This is a genomic window from Methylobacterium sp. Leaf87 (assembly GCF_001422775.1).
GTDB lineage: Bacteria > Pseudomonadota > Alphaproteobacteria > Rhizobiales > Beijerinckiaceae > Methylobacterium.
In genome coordinates this window covers 161,115-177,255 of the sequence record NZ_LMMI01000005.1, presented here as the reverse complement: position 1 = coordinate 177,255, position 16,141 = coordinate 161,115, and the positions used below count along the sequence as shown (strand labels likewise).

The window sequence follows — 16,141 nt, the reverse complement described above, 5'->3', positions numbered from 1 at the left end:
ACGGGTGAAGCATGAACCGGAGCGGTGCGCCCGAGTTCCCACGTTCCCGGGCTCCCGAGTCCCCGCTCATCGATCCGAGAGTCGCGCCCATTGATCCGACCCGTCAAACCGTGCTGTTGGCGCGGCATGCGCGTCGATCTCTTCGATTTCGAGTTGCCCGAGGCGGCCATCGCCCTGCGGCCCCCGACCCCCCGCGATGCCGGCCGTCTCCTCGTGGTCCAGCCGGGCGAGCCCTTCGAAGACCGGGCCGTGCGCGACCTGCCCGGCCTCCTGCGGCCGGGTGACGCCCTGGTGTTCAACGACACACGGGTCATCCCGGCCCGGCTCACCGGCATCCGTCATCGTCCCGGCTCCCCCGGCCTGCGCATGGAGGCGATGCTGCACCTGCGCGCCGGCCTGGACACCTGGCGCGCCTTCGCCCGACCGGCGAAGCGCCTCGCGCCGGGGGATCGCGTCGCGTTCGGCCGCCACGGGACGAGCGAGCCCTGCGACCTCGGCGGCCTCGACGCGACCATTCAGGAGAAGGGCGAGGCCGGCGAGATCACCCTGCGGTTCGACCTCTCGGGTCCGGCCCTCGACGCCGCCATCGCCGCCACCGGCAGCCTGCCGCTGCCGCCCTACATCGCCGGAAAGCGCCCGACGGATGCCCAGGACGCCACGGATTACCAGACCGTCTATGCCGCTCGGCCCGGGGCCGTGGCGGCTCCCACCGCCGGCCTGCATTTCTCGGAATCACTCCTCGCCGATCTCGATGCCGCCGGTCTCCACCGCCACCGCGTGACCCTGCACGTGGGAGCCGGCACCTTCCTCCCGGTGAAGGCCGACGACACGCAGGATCACCGCATGCATGCGGAGATCGGCATCCTCACGGCAGAGACGGCCGATGCCCTCAACCGGACCCGCGCGGCGGGCGGGCGCATCGTGGCGGTGGGCACCACCGCCCTTCGCCTCCTCGAGAGTGCCGCCGACGCGCAGGGGCGGCTGCACCCGTTCTCGGGTCCGACGGAGATCTTCATCACGCCCGGGACGCCGATCCGCGCCGTCGACGCCCTCATGACCAACTTCCACCTGCCGCGCTCGACCCTGTTCATGCTGGTCTCGGCCTTTTCGGGCCTGGAGACCATGCGGGCCGCCTACGCGCACGCGATCGAGCACGGATACCGGTTCTACTCCTACGGGGATTCGAGCCTGCTGTTTCCGGCGGGGCGGTAGGGGAGGCCGGCGCACCGTCCCGCCTGCCCACCCGGTCGATCCGGTGCTAAGGAGCGCCGATGTCCGAACCAGCCACGTCCCCCCTTCCGAGCACGTCCCCCCTTCCGAGCGCGTTCACCTTCCGGGTGGATGCCACCGACGGACCCGCGCGCACCGGCGCGATCGCGATGCCCCGTGGAGAAATCCGTACGCCCGCCTTCATGCCCGTCGGCACGGCCGCCACCGTCAAGGCGATGTATCCGGGTCAGGTGCGGGAGTTGGGCGCCGACGTGGTGCTCGGCAACACCTACCACCTGATGCTGCGGCCCGGCCCCGAGCGCATGGCGCGGCTCGGCGGCCTGCACCGGTTCATGAACTGGCCACAGCCGATCCTCACGGATTCCGGCGGCTTCCAGGTGATGTCGCTCTCGGCCCTGCGCAAGCTCGACGAGCAGGGCGTCACCTTCCGCTCGCATGTCGACGGTTCGACCCACCACATGAGCCCGGAACGGTCCATCGAGATCCAGGGGCTGCTGGGCTCCGACATCCAGATGCAGCTCGACGAATGCGTTCGGCTGCCCGCCGACCGGGCCACCATCGAAAAGGCGATGCACCTGTCCCTGCGGTGGGCGGAGCGCTGCCGCGTGCAGTTCGGCGAGCAGCCCGGCAAGGCGATGTTCGGCATCGTGCAGGGTGGCGACAGTCCCGATCTGCGGGTGGAGAGCGCGCGCGCCCTCGTGGATCTCGACCTCAAGGGCTACGCCATCGGCGGCCTCGCGGTGGGCGAGCCCCAGGCGGTGATGCTGGCGATGATCGAGACTGTGGAGCCGCATCTTCCCGCCGGCAAGCCGCGCTACCTCATGGGGGTCGGCACGCCCGACGACCTCATGCGTTCGGTCTCCCGCGGCATCGACATGTTCGACTGCGTGATGCCGACCCGAGCCGGGCGGCACGGCCTCGCCTATACCCGCCACGGCCGGATCAACCTGCGCAACGCCCGCCACGGCGAGGACACCCGGCCCCTCGACGAAACGTCGTCCTGCCCGGCGGCGCGGGACTACAGCCGCGCCTATCTCCATCACCTCGTGCGCACGGACGAGATCCTGGGGATGATGCTGCTCACCTGGAACAACCTGTCATACTATCAGGACCTCATGGCCGGGATGCGCGGCGCCATCGCGCAAGGCCGCCTCGCCGATTTCTGCGACGGGACCCGGGAGGCCTGGGCGAAGGCGGAGGCCGAGCGCGCCGCCTGAACGCCCCTCAGGGGCGGGGCAAAACCCTGTAGAAGCCGTCCGGATCGTCGGTGCCCGTCGCGACGGCAGCCCCCAGGGCGGTGACGATGCGTTCGGCGATGGGCAGCCTGTAATGAAGGGCGTCCCAGTAATTCGTGTCCTCGGTCGTCACCGGGGATGGGATTCGGAAGTCCACCACGCGGGCGCCGCGCCGGGCGCCGATCGCGGCGACCCGCGCCTTGCAGGCCGCCTCCCGCGCGCCCTTGGCCGTGCCGGGCAGACCCTGCGCCGCCACGTGCACCGGCATGAAGGCGAGCACCTTGCGCGTGTCCGGCGGCATCGCACCGAGGAGATCGTCGAGCCAGCCCAGCGCCGGCATCGGCGCCGCCACGGCATCGACCGGCGGATCGACCGGGGCCGCCTCGGGCATCGCCGCGCCGCCGCCATGGATATGGGCCGCGGCGCGGCGGGCGTCGTAGCCCGCCTCGGGCGGCGTGAAGACGGCATAGCCGTCCGCCCGCAGCCGCGGCGGCACGCCGGCCCAGCGGGCCAGCGCCACCCGCCAGGCCGCGGCGAGGCCCTGCCCGTTGAGCTGCCGCAGGACGCCCCAGGGTGCCCCCTCCGCGTAGAGCCAGGCGGGGAACGGCCGGAACGTGAGGCGCTTCGTGTCGGCATCGGCCGCGCACCAATTGGCGTCGAGGCCGAACACCACGACTTTCGGCGCGGCGTACCGCAGGAAGACCCGGGCAATGGACATCTGTTCGAACGGCGTCGCGGCGTTCATGGCGAAGTTGGCGAAGCGGCCGCCGAGCACGGGTCCGAGCCGATCCGGATCGAGGAGCCGTGACGTGGAGGAACCGAAGACCGCCGCGTCGTAGAGGCCGCTGCGGGCGACCTGGGGGTACATGAAGCGCTGGTTGCCATCCATCAAGGGCGCCGGCACCCGCCCGGGCCCGACCCGCAGGCCATAGGGGTCGAGCACGGCGACGAACCCGAACGCCGCCAGCCCGAAGCCGGCGACCGACAGGCCGAACACCCGGGCGAACCCCTGCCAGGCTCCTGCCCGCCACTCCCGTTCCGCCACTGCGCTCATCACATCCCAACCGCCACGCCCACAGGAAGGCGGTTTGGCGCGGTTGACCCCCACCCGTCGAGCCCCTATTGCGGGCGTCGCCTCCCGACGGACCCGGGCCCCAATGCCCCCGCCACGGACGCGAGCGCGTAGCTCAGCTGGTAGAGCAACGGACTTTTAATCTGTAGGTCTTGGGTTCGAACCCCAACGCGCTCACCAAACATTTCAATGAGTTAATCGGGCTTCCGGCTCGGCTCACTAGGACCTGGGTAACGCGACGGGTAACTCCTCGGGTGTTTGGAGGCGGGCAAATTGGATACCCAAGAGCCTCCGAACAATAATTCAGGCTTGGTCCAGCGTATCACCGCATTGAAAAGCGGTGCAGAGACCCTGAAAACTGAGAGTGCCCTAAATCCTCTCCTTTGGCCCATGGCGTGCATTTTGGCGACAATGGGTGCCGTAGCGATATTTGATCATGACCTCGCACGCATGATGTTCTGGTTCGCGGTGGCGTTTGGCGCCCTCATCGCTGTCGCTTATCTTTATTTTATGATTCGCGCGCCAGATCGCCTGCAGTCTGAAAAGTATCAGCTAGACTCAAGAAGGCTTGAATTGGGCCTTGATGAAAATCACACCTCGATTAAAACCATCGACATGAAACCATCGGCTAATACACGTATTAAAAGCATGGATCGGTGACATGCTAAAAGTATACTCGCTAAGCTTTGATCAAACTTCCATTGATCATATAAAGCTGCTTGCATTTCTGCGATCAAATCCAAGCATCATTGGCTATTGGAACTACATACCGGGGGTAATATTTTTCAAATCCATAGGACTTTTCGTAGACCTCCGTCCGCAATTTGACATCCATTTCGCAGGGCGGTTATTTATTATTGCTGAAATATCGAAATTCGAGAGCACTTGGCTGGTCGACGGGTTTGCGCCCAAGCAAGCGTGGGACTGGTTTTATGACACACCGTCGAACCGGCTTCTTGACGCACTGACTGGCAAGCCTTGATGGCTTGAACGCAAAAAGGGCGCGCCCCGAAGAGCGCGCCCCCAACAATTCCGAAACTGCCTGTGCAATCAGCCAGGCACGTATCGTGCGATCACCCCAGTCGCGACCTCTCTCAAGCCGAACACGATGTATGAGCCGCTTCGCTCGATCTGCTGAGGGTCGAGGTTCATCAGGAGGTCGCCCTTATCCCACCACAGCACGACGGGGCGCAGGCCATCCAGGTGCCCGTGCTTCATCAGGTGAACCCGTACGTACCCCGCAAGGGATTTCGACAGGTCCGCACCGTCTGCGGTGATGCACAGGCCGACCTTGGTCATTTCGAGAATCACGGCGGCGTGGATCGCGTCCCATAGCGTATAGAGACGCTCGTTGCCGGTGCCGATCGGAGCGAATTTCATCGCGCCGCGTATCTGCCAGCTTTGCAGCTTGAGCGATTTGACCCCCGAGATCCGGGCGAACTCCTGGAGTCCGAACTTCTGCGAGGGTTTCGGGGGTTTGGGATACGCCATCGGTTGAGGCTGCGCGGTAGTGGGCGGCGGGATGATGTGGAAATTCATGGCGTGAGACCGTTAGTCATGTTCGAAATCCATTTGTTGACGCCATAGCTCCGTATAGGTGGCAGCGCATTCCCGCGCCGAACTCGCCGGGGTCCGGTCGGGCACTAAATTCTTGGGGGGCAGAGTGACCACTGAGCCAAGCGGCGCTTCGAGTAAAAAAACAAATCCAAAGGCGGGTCGCACAAAAGGGAGCGACAACCTGATACCTTGGTACGCACTGACTGCGGTGTATCTGGGGTTTGGAGCCTTGGTTCTCTACGATCGCTGGAGCGAAGTTGGATCACTACTAGAACCGCCCGGTGCAACTCCTTCACGCCTGCCCCTTAATAGCATCGGCGATGTACTGGCTGGTTTCTTCGCGCCCCTAGCGTTCCTTTGGCTGTTCGTTGCCACGCAGCTTCAGAGAAAGGAGCTTCGGCTACAACGTGAAGAACTTGCAGAAACCCGTAAAGTTTTCGATGAACAGCGCGAGGAGCTAAAGAAGTCCGCATTGGAAAGCAATTTACAGACAAATATTATGCAAGACACCCTATTAAGCACTAAACAGAAGTCGATTTATGAGACTTTCAGTCTAGACCTTTATTTAAACTGTCGAATAATTTTTGGAAACCGAAATATACACGTCGACACCAGGCGGTGGTCAATTGGCTTGACACAGGTAACGCGCAACGTCTCTCTATCGCAATCAGATGCCGCAACTGTTGATTTTTACATCGAGCAATACTCAAGCAACCTAAGGGCTATCCGTAGCGCTATTTCTAATGACGAAGATACAAAACTTGAATTAAATGCGATCAATGATGAAGCGCACCGTATCATTGAAATGGGAATAATTTTGCTTGAACAGATCACTGATAATGAATTATATCAATCAAATCGCTTATCTAGCCTGAGAATCAAAGGCCTCCCTTTTGAAGGAATAATAAACGACTCTAAATTTGTACTGAAAGCACTGTGGAAATATGAGGTCGCTCGTTGAGTTTTTCAGATTTATCTTAAGATAATGCTGTCGTTTCGCTGAGCGCGCAATGCGCTGCAACAATAACGGCCTCTCTACCCTCTCAGCCGACGTGCGCCCGGGATGGCTTCCGAGATCGACCCACGTCCCTGCGATGCGCGACCAGCCATACGCGCCTCCATCTGATCGCTGATCATGTCGATATCGATCCTCGGGCCGTTGGCGCCTTCCGTCTGAGACACGGTGGTCCCGGCAGGAGCGCCGTGCAGGTGCACCTCGGTCTTGGTGTTCATGTTCGCCGGCGGCTGCGAGAACACCGGGCCGTCGTGACACGGGGCACCGAGCCAGAGTCCGCACCGCAACGACGGAGCCGGCTGGGTGTCGTGAACGGCAGCGTGTGGATTTACGACAAAAGACCAAGGTGCGCCGGGGCGAGCTCGCTGTGCTCCGGCTCGGCGATGTATCGGAGAACCCGCCCCGTCTGGGCCAGTTTCGCACCATCCGGCATGAGGAGCGACGGCATGTCGGCGGTGAACGATCCCAGCCCCGGCCGAGTTCAAGCCGATCACAAGCCCGTTCCAGTCTGCGAATACGTGCAGGATGCCGTGGTCCGGGTCACCGGCACCTGCAGCAATCCTGCTCGCCGACATCGTTCCGACGGGCTATCGTTCCACGGAAATGGCCGGGATCCAGCAGGGGGATACGATCCTCGCGTTCAGGGCCGGCCCGCTCGGGATCATGGCGGCGCGCTGTGCGTGGCTGTTCGATGCCGGACGCATCATTGTCAGCGAGGACGTCTTTCGCGGCACGACTGCGAAGACGGACCGGCTCAGCCCGTCGCCTTCGCATCCGCCTTATCGGCCACGCCCTTCAATTCATCGGCGCTCATCCAGGCGATCCCCGAGGGCGAGTGAATGGAATGAGCGATCAAACCCATGCCGATCTTCGTCTTCGCAGCCGCGAGGGCCTTCTCCGAACCCTCGTGCTCCTCGTGATTCCATTGCCCACTCACCTGATTGGTGGTGTCGCCCTAGAGAAGGGTCCACATGGTGATCTCCTTGACCATGAAGGGGAAACGGACCGCCTTCCATTCCGGTTTGGGACGGTCGAAGCACCAGCGGCTACCGTGTGGGCAAGCATTCTGATCCGCGGGCGAACAACACGAGATCGCCCTGCCGTGGATTGTTCAGCGCAAACGGTGTGTCGGACGCACGCGGAAGGAAACCATTACCCAACTCACGCTCGAAGAACGGGTGCCCGACGGCGTAGAAGCAGCGGTCCTGGACGGCCAGATAATCGAACGACCGACGGAGAATCGGGGCACTCGCATCGGCGCCGGAACAATAGGCCGCGACCTCGACGCTCCCTGGACCGGACAGCCGAACCGCGCCGGTCGACCTTGGATGCACGGTCATCGAAAGCCCGTCATTCAGTGTCACGACTAGGGTATAGGGCGAGCGATTGTGGACGGACCGCAAGCAGTCGGCCGACGCAGCAGTTGATAGCGTACTTCCCAGGGTGACTGCCAGCATGAGGCCACCCAACACTTGCTTCGTCCCACGCATCACTGGTTTTCCCCTGTGCACCTCAACGCGATCGCTTAAGCCATGGCCTGTATCCACGCCAGCGGCATTGCAGCACGAGACCGAACCAAATCTCTCCGCTGTCCTTTCGCGAACACGCGTCGAACGCGGCCCAGACTGAGCCTCCCGACCGCGAAGATTCTGACGGTCTAGCCCGAGAACGAACCGAAGCCCTCGAAGTCGGACGTCGGAGGAACGATCTTGGTCGGCAGGTCGTCCCATCCCCGGACCTCGCCGCGGCGATCGTCGCGGACGAGCTCCAGGGGACGCTTGCCATTCGTGACGCTCGGCGTATGGCGGACGTCGATCGACACATCGGAGAAGTCGAAATGGTCGGTCGTGATGTAGTTCCGCATTCGGATGATCCCTTTGGTATGCCAGGGTTGCACGGATTGTTCAGTGAATGCGTGGCGCGGCACGACGTTCCTTATGGGGCACTCGAACGACGCTTCACGGGGCTTTTTCGATCGGCCCCGGCTGGGAACGCGACGACATTCCATCTTATTAGCCGATCATCGGTGCCGCGGCTGTCGCTGGACGTCTTTACCGTCGTGGACCGGATGGCCGTCAGCCGGTCGTCCAATTGAAGCCGATCATCGCGATCGCTCCGACGACGGTCATCCCGAGAAGAGCGAGACTGACGATTCGAACGCCCTTGTCGCCGGGATGGTTCTCCGACTCGTAGGATGGCCGAAGCGGACGGCCGAACCCGTCATCGGTGCCGCGCGATTGGTTCGCGAGTCGGGTTGCATGGGTGTCGGGGTGGAGGGTCATCGATCCCTTTGGCAGCTGACGGAAGGTCCTGAGTAACGCCCTGAGGGCCCACACGATCAGACGAACAGGTGCGACTCGATCGCCTCGCCGCTTCTGCGGAGACGATCGTGCGTCCGCGAGAGATCAGCCCAGAAGCCAATGAAACACGAGCGTCACCCCCGCGCCGACAATGGCCAGACCCAGCAGGGTGATGCTGCTGACCTGATCGACCTTATCGACGGTGTCTCCGGCGCGGTGCTGCGGTTCAATCGTAGAACTCTGGCTGCCGACAGGTATAGAATCGGCGTTGACGACGTCCAGAGTTGTCTTGAGCGGTGTCGCAGTGGACCGGCTCTGCGCGTTCATGACTGTCACTCCTGCGAGATCGAACAGACGATGCGCGGGCATCGGCCGATGGTGGCTGGGTCTAGAACGACTCGCTCGCGGCCTGACCACGGAATTCGGGGTTCGCCAACGGCGGCGCCTCGGTCGGCGACCGCCGCAACTCGTCGCTCAGGGGTTGCCATGCCCGCGATGGTTCGGATCGATACCGCCATCCGGCCTGGTCTCGTTCTCTATGTCGCCCTCAACGGTAGAATCCGCCGCGATGTCTTCGAAATCGTGGCCGGTCATCCCTTTGGATTGCCCGATACCCGGATTTCCTTTGAGATCTGCGTCCGTTGGGGTCTCGGACTTCAAATGCTTGTTCGACACGGGGACTCCTGTTGCTTGGCTGGGTCGGCCCTGCCGGGAGGGCTGCCGGTGTATGTTTCCAACCCGACGTCAGGAGCCTCGTTCCTGGCTTTCGACCCCAGGCGACCCTGCGCCGCAACCCACATCGCAGACGCCGCACCGGTGGATCGTTCCCACCGATGGACCGAGCGCGAGATCGGCCCAGATTCATCCTCTGCCGCCGAGAGGGCGAGAGTCCGGTCGCCGAACGCAGCGTTTGGGGTGGCTTGGCGCCGGTTACGGCGCGAAGCAGTGCGGCTCCTGAACGAGCGCCCACGGGACGGTGGGCCTACGCCCGCTCGCGTGGCGAGATCCCAGCCGCGGGGAGTTCAGGAACGCCGCTTCGCGAAAGAGAGGCTCCCGTGTGCTGCCCCCTTCAGCACCCAGAACCCAATACGGATATAGGCGAGCCACACGAGAAGTTGGCGGCGGATGCCGGTCGGAGCGTGGTCGTCGATCATGGCTGCGTCCCACGTGAGGCCTTGGAGCCCACCACGTCATCTAGTACTTTAGTACTGGTATAAATAGGGCCGCCCCGAGCGGCTACCTTCACGTTTCGGTGCGCCTTCACCGCAGCGCCTCGGCCGTGCCTGGCGGAGCCTATTGTCGTAATCGGGAGCGTCGTTCTTGCTAAGACCTACACGTGGAACGATTCACGGCACAAACGGACGGCCGGCAGTCGCATCGCGGCCGACGACCAGGATCGAGTTCGCGACGATGTCTTGTGCTCTTCGAACGCGAACGCTGGCGAACTCGTGAATGGGAAGGGCCTTGGCATCCGACACAACCGCTGCGACGAACGAATACCCCTCCCAAGGGGTTCTTTCGTCGACCCGACTTCACCCGCCCGGCGCGAAGCCCGGCGGGTTTTTCGTCGCACGCGCTGAGTTCCAATGATCCTCTTCGGCGGATTTCGCGTTTCCCCCGGCGAACTCCAGATCGCCAAGGAGATGATGACATGAGCTACGGTGCCACCGCGAGTGACAGTCCCTTCATCAAGGGTCGGAACGCCCGCCTCAACGGCAGGAGCCGAGAGGCCTGCCCCTACACCGAAGGCACTGCGGATTACGTTGCGTGGATGCAGGCCTTCGACGAGGCCGCGACCGACGATACCGGGACGGAATCCGGAACGATCGACCCGCAGAAGGCAGCCGAGTAGCACGCGCCACGCGTTCTCTTCTCCTCACCCGCCCGGAGCGATCCGCGGCGGGCTTTTTGTGACTCGGTTCGAGCGAAAAGCCGAGGGAGGGGGAGACACGAATTGCTCAAACAGTAAGGCGGACATGGAAGAGACCCGGCCACCATAGGTTGCCACCCGCTGAAATGGATCGACGTCAGACCAGATCCGTATTCCCTAATAATATCTTATAATTGTTTGATCCACTAAGATCTATTTGAACAATAATTTTTCGAACGAATTTTAATACTACCGCACATGGAGAACAAAATACCGAAGATTGTAACCTATGTTTTTGCCTTGGCTTTTCTGATTGTCAGCGGGGGGGATATCGAATGCACAGGAACCCGAGACGACGGTCCGCTCAAGGACTTCACCGGCGGGCACGGCCGGTGAGATGCATAAGGGTGAGCAAATGAAGGCCGGTGAGATGGGTGGCGGTTCCGGGAATACGGGCGTTCCAGGCGCCTCACCCGCAGCCGATGGGAACAAGACGCAGGATTCTCGGACGACCAAGACACGAGACCGTTGAAACGGGATCCGCATCCGAAACGCAGCGAGAAATAACCCGTGTGATTCGCAGCTGCGGCGTTCTCTGCCAAAGCGCTTTCTCCCCACAGGGGACGCTTCGTGAGACGCTACCTCCACCCGCCCAGCTCCGGCTGCGGCGGGCTTTTCCGAAGCCGTCCGATCGGGCTCGCCGAATAGCGCTACTGGGTCCAGTACTCGTTCTGAGGGTCGTCGAGGTTCCGCGTGATCACCCGGCCGACCTCCTTCATCAACACACGCATCAGCGTGGCAAGGTGGGCGTCCCCCGAATCGAAGATGTCCTCCGCGAGGGCGAGCGTGAGTCGACCGAGCCGCTCACGGGTCGCAGCGTCCAGTTCCTTACCATCCTGCGGATCGGACATCGTTTCTCCCTCGCTCAAGGCGTTGCGCTCTTTTGCGCCACCACGATTGCGCGGCGACGTTCTCGGAAATATCAGTGCAAATATTACAGGCGCTCAACCTTGAAATCGACAAGACAACCGCCTTGCACAATGGCGCCTGTCACGATTTTGATCTCTCGCTAATCCGACTCATGGAACCGTTTCAGAAATTAATAACATTCCGGAGAGACAAATCATCGCGCAATTTGAATATTCAAATATTGATGATCAAATTTCTCTTATTGACGAATTGTTTTTGAGCGTTTTTTCAAAAAACATAGCGATACGCCCAGACAGATCATACCGAACTATTATTTATATAATTAATAAAGTAACAACTCGGTCAAAAGATACTTACACTACGGCGATGGCGAATTGAACATTGGTCCAGCCCAATAAAACAGATCCCGAGCCCCGACGGATTTCTATAGTCATTGGAAGATGCGACCAGATGGCGCCCTCGGCATTCACATATATCAGAAGCACACGAAAATGTGCCCTCCAACCTTCGAAACGGGCGATGCCAACAGCAACGCCCAACCGTGGAGCTCGGGTTCGTCCGCCGTCATCGAACTTACGCAGGAGGGAACCAATAAGGATACAAGATCGAAAAACATCAAGGTTCCGCATCGGTCAAACAATGCGTTCTTCCCCATAATGCGCTAAGGTGAGGAAGAGTGATGTAATACCTCAATCCAGAGACACCAACGTGCCGACGCGCTACCGCTTTGACCTTGAAGATGATCAAACAGTATTCCGAGATGAGATCGGCGTCGAAACAGACGATCTCGATCACGCAATCGCTCAGGCTGTGTCGGCCATCGATGAACTGAGATTCATAGGTATGACCCGAACACTTTACATCGGTTGGCATCTCGTCATCTGCGACGACAGCGGCACCGAGTTGAGGCGCGTCCGGCTTTAAACCTTATTCGGCCGAGAGCGGATCGGCCCGAAATTCACGACGGTTCAGAGAACCACCGGGCCTCAGGCAAGGCGTCAGCGACCGGGACCGGGACCGGCACGCGGCTTCCCGCTTCCGGATTGGTGGGTGGTTCCAACGCGCTGCGCTCTGCGCTACGAGATCGCCGATGAGACTACGAAACTTCACACGAAAACTCGATTCCGACTTTCCGGCGAGCCGAATGCCAGGATTCGACGAGACGTTTTACCTCGCTGCCTATGCCGATGTCAGACAATTCTCGGGCACCCCGCTGCAGCACTATCTGACGCATGGATGGAAAGAGGGGCGAGATCCAAGCCGCGGCTTCAGTGGCGACGGGTATCTCGCGGCGAATCCCGATGTCAAAGCGAGCGGTCTGAATCCGCTGGTGCACTTTCTCGGTCATGGATTGGCAGAAGGTCGGAAAGGATGGGAGAAGGAATCCCATTCCCCCGCACCCGTAGCACGACATCAATACGTTAGAGACAACCCGCTGCTCAATTCTCATGCCGAAAACAGTATGGTTTTCATGTATTGGGTGAGTCAGGATCTGAAGGAGCCTCCGGCAGCGCCGGCTTGGCGTGCCATCTACCCGAAGTTCACAGTCTTTTCCGATGACGATGTCGTACCATTGATGCCGCAGGCATTTGTGCCGATCTTCAAAGCTATTCGTCTGCCTTCCGCCAAATCGGACATCGCCCGCTTTTTCCTCCTACGCGAATACGGTGGCTTCTATATCGACGCGCATGTCGGGCCGACGTCTCCTGCACAATTGATGGAGACGCTCGATAAGCTGAATTCTCACGACCTGATCCTGTTCGGCAAAGGCTGGAGCATGACGAAGGTTACGGATTTCGACCTCATGAACGGGGTTCTGGCTGCACGAAAGAACTCCCCGTACATCGATCTGGTTCTTGATCGGATGATAGCGAACGTCCTGGAACATAAGAAAAAAGAAGACGCGACCGCCGCCTATGTTCCCTATGGACTTTTCGAGATGACCGGCACTTACGTCATCATACAGGCATACTTCGATCAGTCACTTCCTCGGCCTGAGATCAAAGCCGAGTATCGTGACAAGATATTCGTTCATTTCATGAAAAACGAAACGGATTCCGGGTTCGAAGTGGCGGCATTCTACACGTACCGGAAACCGAACAATCATTGGAGCGAGCGGCAAAACAGCGAGCGTTTCTTTATCTGAAGTCCCGAACGATGGCCGCAACGGGTCCGGGTTGCGGGTCAGCCCCATGACGGCCTCGTGCTGGATGATCCGGCTGAAGGCCGTTTCGGGCGTCCGGGGGAAGCGGGCAACCGATGCTCCCCATTCCGGCCGAATCATCGGGCGCCGGAGTGTCTTCTGCTTTCGCCACGCGCCTTGTTAACGCGTCCTTAGCCCCTTCCAGCCTCCGGTAGATATAGGCGCGTCGGTGACGCTTCGCGCCCGATTGCGGTGGAACCGGATACTCATGCTCGAGCGATTGCGGATCTCGCTGAAGGTCGTGAACGGCGTCCAGGTCGGACTCGTGGCGGGCCTCGCCTGCGTCGGCGCGTGGCTGATTCTGCCCACCGGCCGGGAATCCCTCGAGATGCGGGAGACCGCGCGCCTCGCGGCACGCAACCTCGCGGGAGCGATCGACCTCGGATTGAAATCCGTCGAGACCGATGCCCGTTCGGCAGCCATGCTCCTGAAGGTGGGCGAGCCGGGGGCGGACGACGAGCGGCGCGGCGACACCCTGCGCCAATGGCTCGGCCTCCATCCAACCTACGCCGACGCGATGCTGGTGGGTGCCGACGGTGCCGTGCGGGTCTCCGGCGGCGGTGGCAGCGCGCCGGTGGGTCAGGCTTGGTTCCGTCGAGCCCGCGGGGCCGACATCGCCGTGGCGACGGAGCGCGGCGCCGTTCATCTCAGCGTCGCACTGGGCGGCGATCATCTCGTGCTGCGCGTCGGACCGGCTTGGTTCGGCGAACTGGAAGCCCGCGTGCGCGACGGCCTCGCCGTGTCCACATCCCGACTCGCCCTCAGCGTGACGGGTGCGGACGGAATCCCGCTCTCGGGTGTCGCCCCTCCGCGTCCGCTGCCCGACGGCGCCGTCGAAGCCACGGCGCAGACCAGCGGCGCTCAGGGATTGGCGAGCACCGGCTGGGCGGTCACCTCGGTGATGGCGCCGGCGCCCGCGAGCGTCCGGCTCCCGGACCGGACATTCGCACTCCTCGTCCTCACCATGATCTTCGGCGGCACGGGACTGGGCTACGCCGTCGCGATGCATCCCGCCCGGCGCCTGCGGCGCCTGGCCCGCCCCCTCGACACCGTTTCGGCACCCGACGAGGCGGCACGGATCACCGAGATCGACGACCTCGAGCGGGCACGCGACTCCCTCGCACCGCGCGACGATCGCGGGACGCGGGATGCCCGCACGGGGCTCGGCCGGATCCGCGCACGCCTGCGCACCTTCGAGGCCATGTCGGGCTGGACCCTGTGGGAGGTCGATCCCTCGACCCGGCAGGTGATCTGGACGGACCCCAGCCACGAGACCGGACTCGCCGGCGACCGCTCGATTGCGCTGGACGAACTGATCGACGGCATTCTTCCGGCCGATCGCGCCCTGATGCGGCTGACCATGGAGGCCGCCATGGCCGAGGACGGTCCGCACGACGTGGTGCTGCGCACCTCCCATGCGGGCCCGGAGGGCGGAGAGCGCCGCCTCCTCGTGCGCTTCCGGCGCGGCGAAGCCCCGGAGGAGGGCGGTGTCCGGCTCCTCGCCCTCAGCCGCGAAATGGACGACAGCCACGAGCCGACGGCCGCCGTCAACGAGCGGCGGCGCGACGCGCCCCTCCGACGGGTCACCGACGGCATCGTCCACGACGTCAACAACGCCCTCACCGTGGTGACGGCCAATCTCGGCATCCTGAAGCGGCGGCATGCCCTCGGCACGGCCGAAGCGCGGCTGGTGGATGGGGCCCTGGCCGGCGCCGCGCGCGGGGCCGCCCTGACACGCCGGATGGCCGGGCTGGTCCGTTCGGACAAGGGAAGCCTCGCGGAGGCCGACATCGCAGCGACGGTGGCGTCGTTCCTGCCGTTCCTACAGGCGCAGGTGCTCGGTGAGATGCCGGTCATGAACCGCTTGGCGGCCGACCTGCCCACCGTGCGCTGCAGCGAACCCGTCATCGAGGTCGTACTCCTCAACCTCGCCTTCCACTTCCGCGATTGCGGCTTCGACGGGTTCGCCGTCGCGGGCAGCGCGCACGAGACCGAGTCCGAGATCCTCCCCGGCCTCCTGGCGGGCCGCTATGTCCGCCTCGTCGTGGCCAGCGGCCGCCCGGCACGGCAACGCCCATCGCCCCCGGCCGGGGTCGCGCCGCTGGAGGCGGTGGCGGAACTGGTCGCGGGAATCGGCGGCCGCTTCGCGATCCAATCGGACGGGTCGGGGGCCGAGCCCTTCCTCGCCGACCTCTGGCTTCCGGCCGAGGCTCGTCGCGCGGAGGCCGCCCCAGAGCGGGCTGGCGCGACGCGCCTGCTACGCGTGCTCCTCGTCGAGAGCGACAGTCTCGTCCGGGCGTGCCTCGCCGAGGTGCTGACCGATCTCGGCCATGCTGTCGTCCAGGCGGCCTCCGGTGCACATGCCCTCGAAGCGCTCATGCGGGACGGTGCCTTCGACGCGATGATCACCGATTACGCCATGCCGGTGATGTCCGGCCTGCAACTCGCCGCGACGGTGGTCGAGCGTCATCCGGGGGTGCGCGTCATCATTGCCGGACCGCATGGCCACCTGCCGGCCACCGCCCGCCGGTTCCTCCAGCTCGACAAGCCGTTCCGCGAGGAAGACCTCGCCGCCATCCTCTCGGCCATCGCCGCGGCCCCCCTGGCCCACGCTGCCTGAAACGGGATCGGCCACCCCGGGATACCGGCCCGGGGGACAGGGATGCCTCGACGGCCGGTCCAGGCGGCCATGTCGTTCACCCGCCAGAACGCCGGTCCGGTTTCGCCCG

Annotated in this window: 16 protein-coding genes and 1 tRNA gene; 9 read left to right on the top strand and 8 right to left on the bottom strand. The window is 62.8% G+C overall.

The annotated features are described in order from the left end of the window. Positions 1-126: 126 nt before the first annotated feature. On the top strand, positions 127-1,212 hold the full coding sequence (gene queA / locus ASF22_RS05295; RefSeq protein WP_056262164.1) for a tRNA preQ1(34) S-adenosylmethionine ribosyltransferase-isomerase QueA: 1,086 nt from the start codon (positions 127-129) through the stop codon (positions 1,210-1,212). 59 nt (positions 1,213-1,271) lie between these two features. Further along, the gene (tgt, locus tag ASF22_RS05290; protein WP_056262161.1) at positions 1,272-2,447 is read left to right on the top strand and encodes a tRNA guanosine(34) transglycosylase Tgt; all 1,176 of its coding nucleotides are present in this window, start codon (positions 1,272-1,274) and stop codon (positions 2,445-2,447) included. 7 nt (positions 2,448-2,454) lie between these two features. Here the strand turns inward: tgt and ASF22_RS05285 are convergent, their stop codons facing one another. Further along, a complete protein-coding gene (locus tag ASF22_RS05285) occupies positions 2,455-3,519 on the bottom strand; it encodes a hypothetical protein (RefSeq protein WP_056262159.1) in 1,065 nt (354 codons plus the stop codon). Positions 3,520-3,641: 122 nt separating this feature from the next. Here ASF22_RS05285 and ASF22_RS05280 point away from each other — a divergent pair. Together ASF22_RS05280 and ASF22_RS23610 are read left to right on the top strand one after the other, a co-directional pair. After that, positions 3,642-3,717: transfer RNA gene (locus ASF22_RS05280), tRNA-Lys, on the top strand. Between the two features lie 93 nt (positions 3,718-3,810). Next, complete coding sequence (locus ASF22_RS23610; RefSeq protein ID WP_156647611.1) at positions 3,811-4,197, top strand: hypothetical protein; 387 nt, start codon at positions 3,811-3,813, stop codon at positions 4,195-4,197. 390 nt (positions 4,198-4,587) lie between these two features. On the opposite strand, the gene ASF22_RS05275 is transcribed toward ASF22_RS23610, so the two are convergent. Next, entirely contained in the window at positions 4,588-5,076 is a 489-nt protein-coding gene (locus tag ASF22_RS05275) for a hypothetical protein (RefSeq protein ID WP_056262156.1), read from the bottom strand. A 124-nt stretch (positions 5,077-5,200) separates the two neighbouring features. Between ASF22_RS05275 and ASF22_RS23605 the strand changes: the two genes are divergently transcribed. Further along, positions 5,201-6,055 (top strand): hypothetical protein, encoded by an 855-nt coding sequence (locus ASF22_RS23605; protein ID WP_156647610.1) that lies wholly within the window; start codon positions 5,201-5,203, stop codon positions 6,053-6,055. Between the two features lie 74 nt (positions 6,056-6,129). Here the strand turns inward: ASF22_RS23605 and ASF22_RS05270 are convergent, their stop codons facing one another. The 5 genes from ASF22_RS05270 to ASF22_RS25160 all read right to left on the bottom strand — a co-directional run bounded on the left by ASF22_RS05270 (position 6,130) and on the right by ASF22_RS25160 (position 9,563). After that, on the bottom strand, positions 6,130-6,327 hold the full coding sequence (locus tag ASF22_RS05270) for a hypothetical protein (RefSeq protein ID WP_156647609.1): 198 nt from the start codon (positions 6,325-6,327) through the stop codon (positions 6,130-6,132). A 1,439-nt stretch (positions 6,328-7,766) separates the two neighbouring features. Then, positions 7,767-8,036: a hypothetical protein gene (locus tag ASF22_RS05260; protein ID WP_156647608.1), complete on the bottom strand. Its 270-nt coding sequence runs from the start codon at positions 8,034-8,036 to the stop codon at positions 7,767-7,769. A 478-nt stretch (positions 8,037-8,514) separates the two neighbouring features. Continuing rightward, positions 8,515-8,736 (bottom strand): hypothetical protein, encoded by a 222-nt coding sequence (locus ASF22_RS05250; RefSeq protein WP_056173536.1) that lies wholly within the window; start codon positions 8,734-8,736, stop codon positions 8,515-8,517. A 147-nt stretch (positions 8,737-8,883) separates the two neighbouring features. Continuing rightward, positions 8,884-9,084: a hypothetical protein gene (locus ASF22_RS05245; RefSeq protein WP_056262143.1), complete on the bottom strand. Its 201-nt coding sequence runs from the start codon at positions 9,082-9,084 to the stop codon at positions 8,884-8,886. Between the two features lie 347 nt (positions 9,085-9,431). After that, positions 9,432-9,563, bottom strand: coding sequence for a hypothetical protein (locus ASF22_RS25160; protein ID WP_274533798.1), 132 nt, complete (start codon positions 9,561-9,563; stop codon positions 9,432-9,434). 497 nt (positions 9,564-10,060) lie between these two features. On the opposite strand from ASF22_RS25160, the gene ASF22_RS05240 reads away from it, so the two are divergent. Continuing rightward, positions 10,061-10,261 carry an Rmf/CrpP family protein gene (locus ASF22_RS05240; protein ID WP_056173544.1) on the top strand — a complete coding sequence of 67 codons (201 nt, stop codon included), beginning with the start codon at positions 10,061-10,063 and terminating at the stop codon, positions 10,259-10,261. Between the two features lie 728 nt (positions 10,262-10,989). Here ASF22_RS05240 and ASF22_RS05235 read toward each other — a convergent pair. Continuing rightward, entirely contained in the window at positions 10,990-11,190 is a 201-nt protein-coding gene (locus ASF22_RS05235; protein WP_056262139.1) for a hypothetical protein, read from the bottom strand. Positions 11,191-11,917: 727 nt separating this feature from the next. On the opposite strand from ASF22_RS05235, the gene ASF22_RS05230 reads away from it, so the two are divergent. The 3 genes from ASF22_RS05230 to ASF22_RS05220 all read left to right on the top strand — a co-directional run bounded on the left by ASF22_RS05230 (position 11,918) and on the right by ASF22_RS05220 (position 16,032). Further along, entirely contained in the window at positions 11,918-12,133 is a 216-nt protein-coding gene (locus ASF22_RS05230) for a hypothetical protein (protein WP_056262136.1), read from the top strand. Between the two features lie 166 nt (positions 12,134-12,299). Beyond that, positions 12,300-13,355, top strand: coding sequence for a glycosyltransferase (locus tag ASF22_RS25290; protein WP_156647607.1), 1,056 nt, complete (start codon positions 12,300-12,302; stop codon positions 13,353-13,355). A 265-nt stretch (positions 13,356-13,620) separates the two neighbouring features. Then, on the top strand, positions 13,621-16,032 hold the full coding sequence (locus ASF22_RS05220; RefSeq protein WP_056262131.1) for a response regulator: 2,412 nt from the start codon (positions 13,621-13,623) through the stop codon (positions 16,030-16,032). The last annotated feature ends 109 nt before the right edge of the window (positions 16,033-16,141 follow it).

What these genes read in the sequence shown, in the direction of transcription:
- ASF22_RS25290 (WP_156647607.1), top strand. Translation starts at nt 12,300, where the DNA reads ATGAGACTACGAAACTTCACACGAAAACTCGATTCCGACTTTCCGGCG.
- queA (WP_056262164.1), top strand. Translation starts at nt 127, where the DNA reads ATGCGCGTCGATCTCTTCGATTTCGAGTTGCCCGAGGCGGCCATCGCC.
- tgt (WP_056262161.1), top strand. Translation starts at nt 1,272, where the DNA reads ATGTCCGAACCAGCCACGTCCCCCCTTCCGAGCACGTCCCCCCTTCCG.
- ASF22_RS05285 (WP_056262159.1), bottom strand. Translation starts at nt 3,519, where the DNA reads ATGAGCGCAGTGGCGGAACGGGAGTGGCGGGCAGGAGCCTGGCAGGGG.
- ASF22_RS05240 (WP_056173544.1), top strand. Translation starts at nt 10,061, where the DNA reads ATGAGCTACGGTGCCACCGCGAGTGACAGTCCCTTCATCAAGGGTCGG.
- ASF22_RS25160 (WP_274533798.1), bottom strand. Translation starts at nt 9,563, where the DNA reads ATGATCGACGACCACGCTCCGACCGGCATCCGCCGCCAACTTCTCGTG.
- ASF22_RS05275 (WP_056262156.1), bottom strand. Translation starts at nt 5,076, where the DNA reads ATGAATTTCCACATCATCCCGCCGCCCACTACCGCGCAGCCTCAACCG.
- ASF22_RS05220 (WP_056262131.1), top strand. Translation starts at nt 13,621, where the DNA reads ATGCTCGAGCGATTGCGGATCTCGCTGAAGGTCGTGAACGGCGTCCAG.
- ASF22_RS05250 (WP_056173536.1), bottom strand. Translation starts at nt 8,736, where the DNA reads ATGAACGCGCAGAGCCGGTCCACTGCGACACCGCTCAAGACAACTCTG.
- ASF22_RS05235 (WP_056262139.1), bottom strand. Translation starts at nt 11,190, where the DNA reads ATGTCCGATCCGCAGGATGGTAAGGAACTGGACGCTGCGACCCGTGAG.
- ASF22_RS05270 (WP_156647609.1), bottom strand. Translation starts at nt 6,327, where the DNA reads ATGAACACCAAGACCGAGGTGCACCTGCACGGCGCTCCTGCCGGGACC.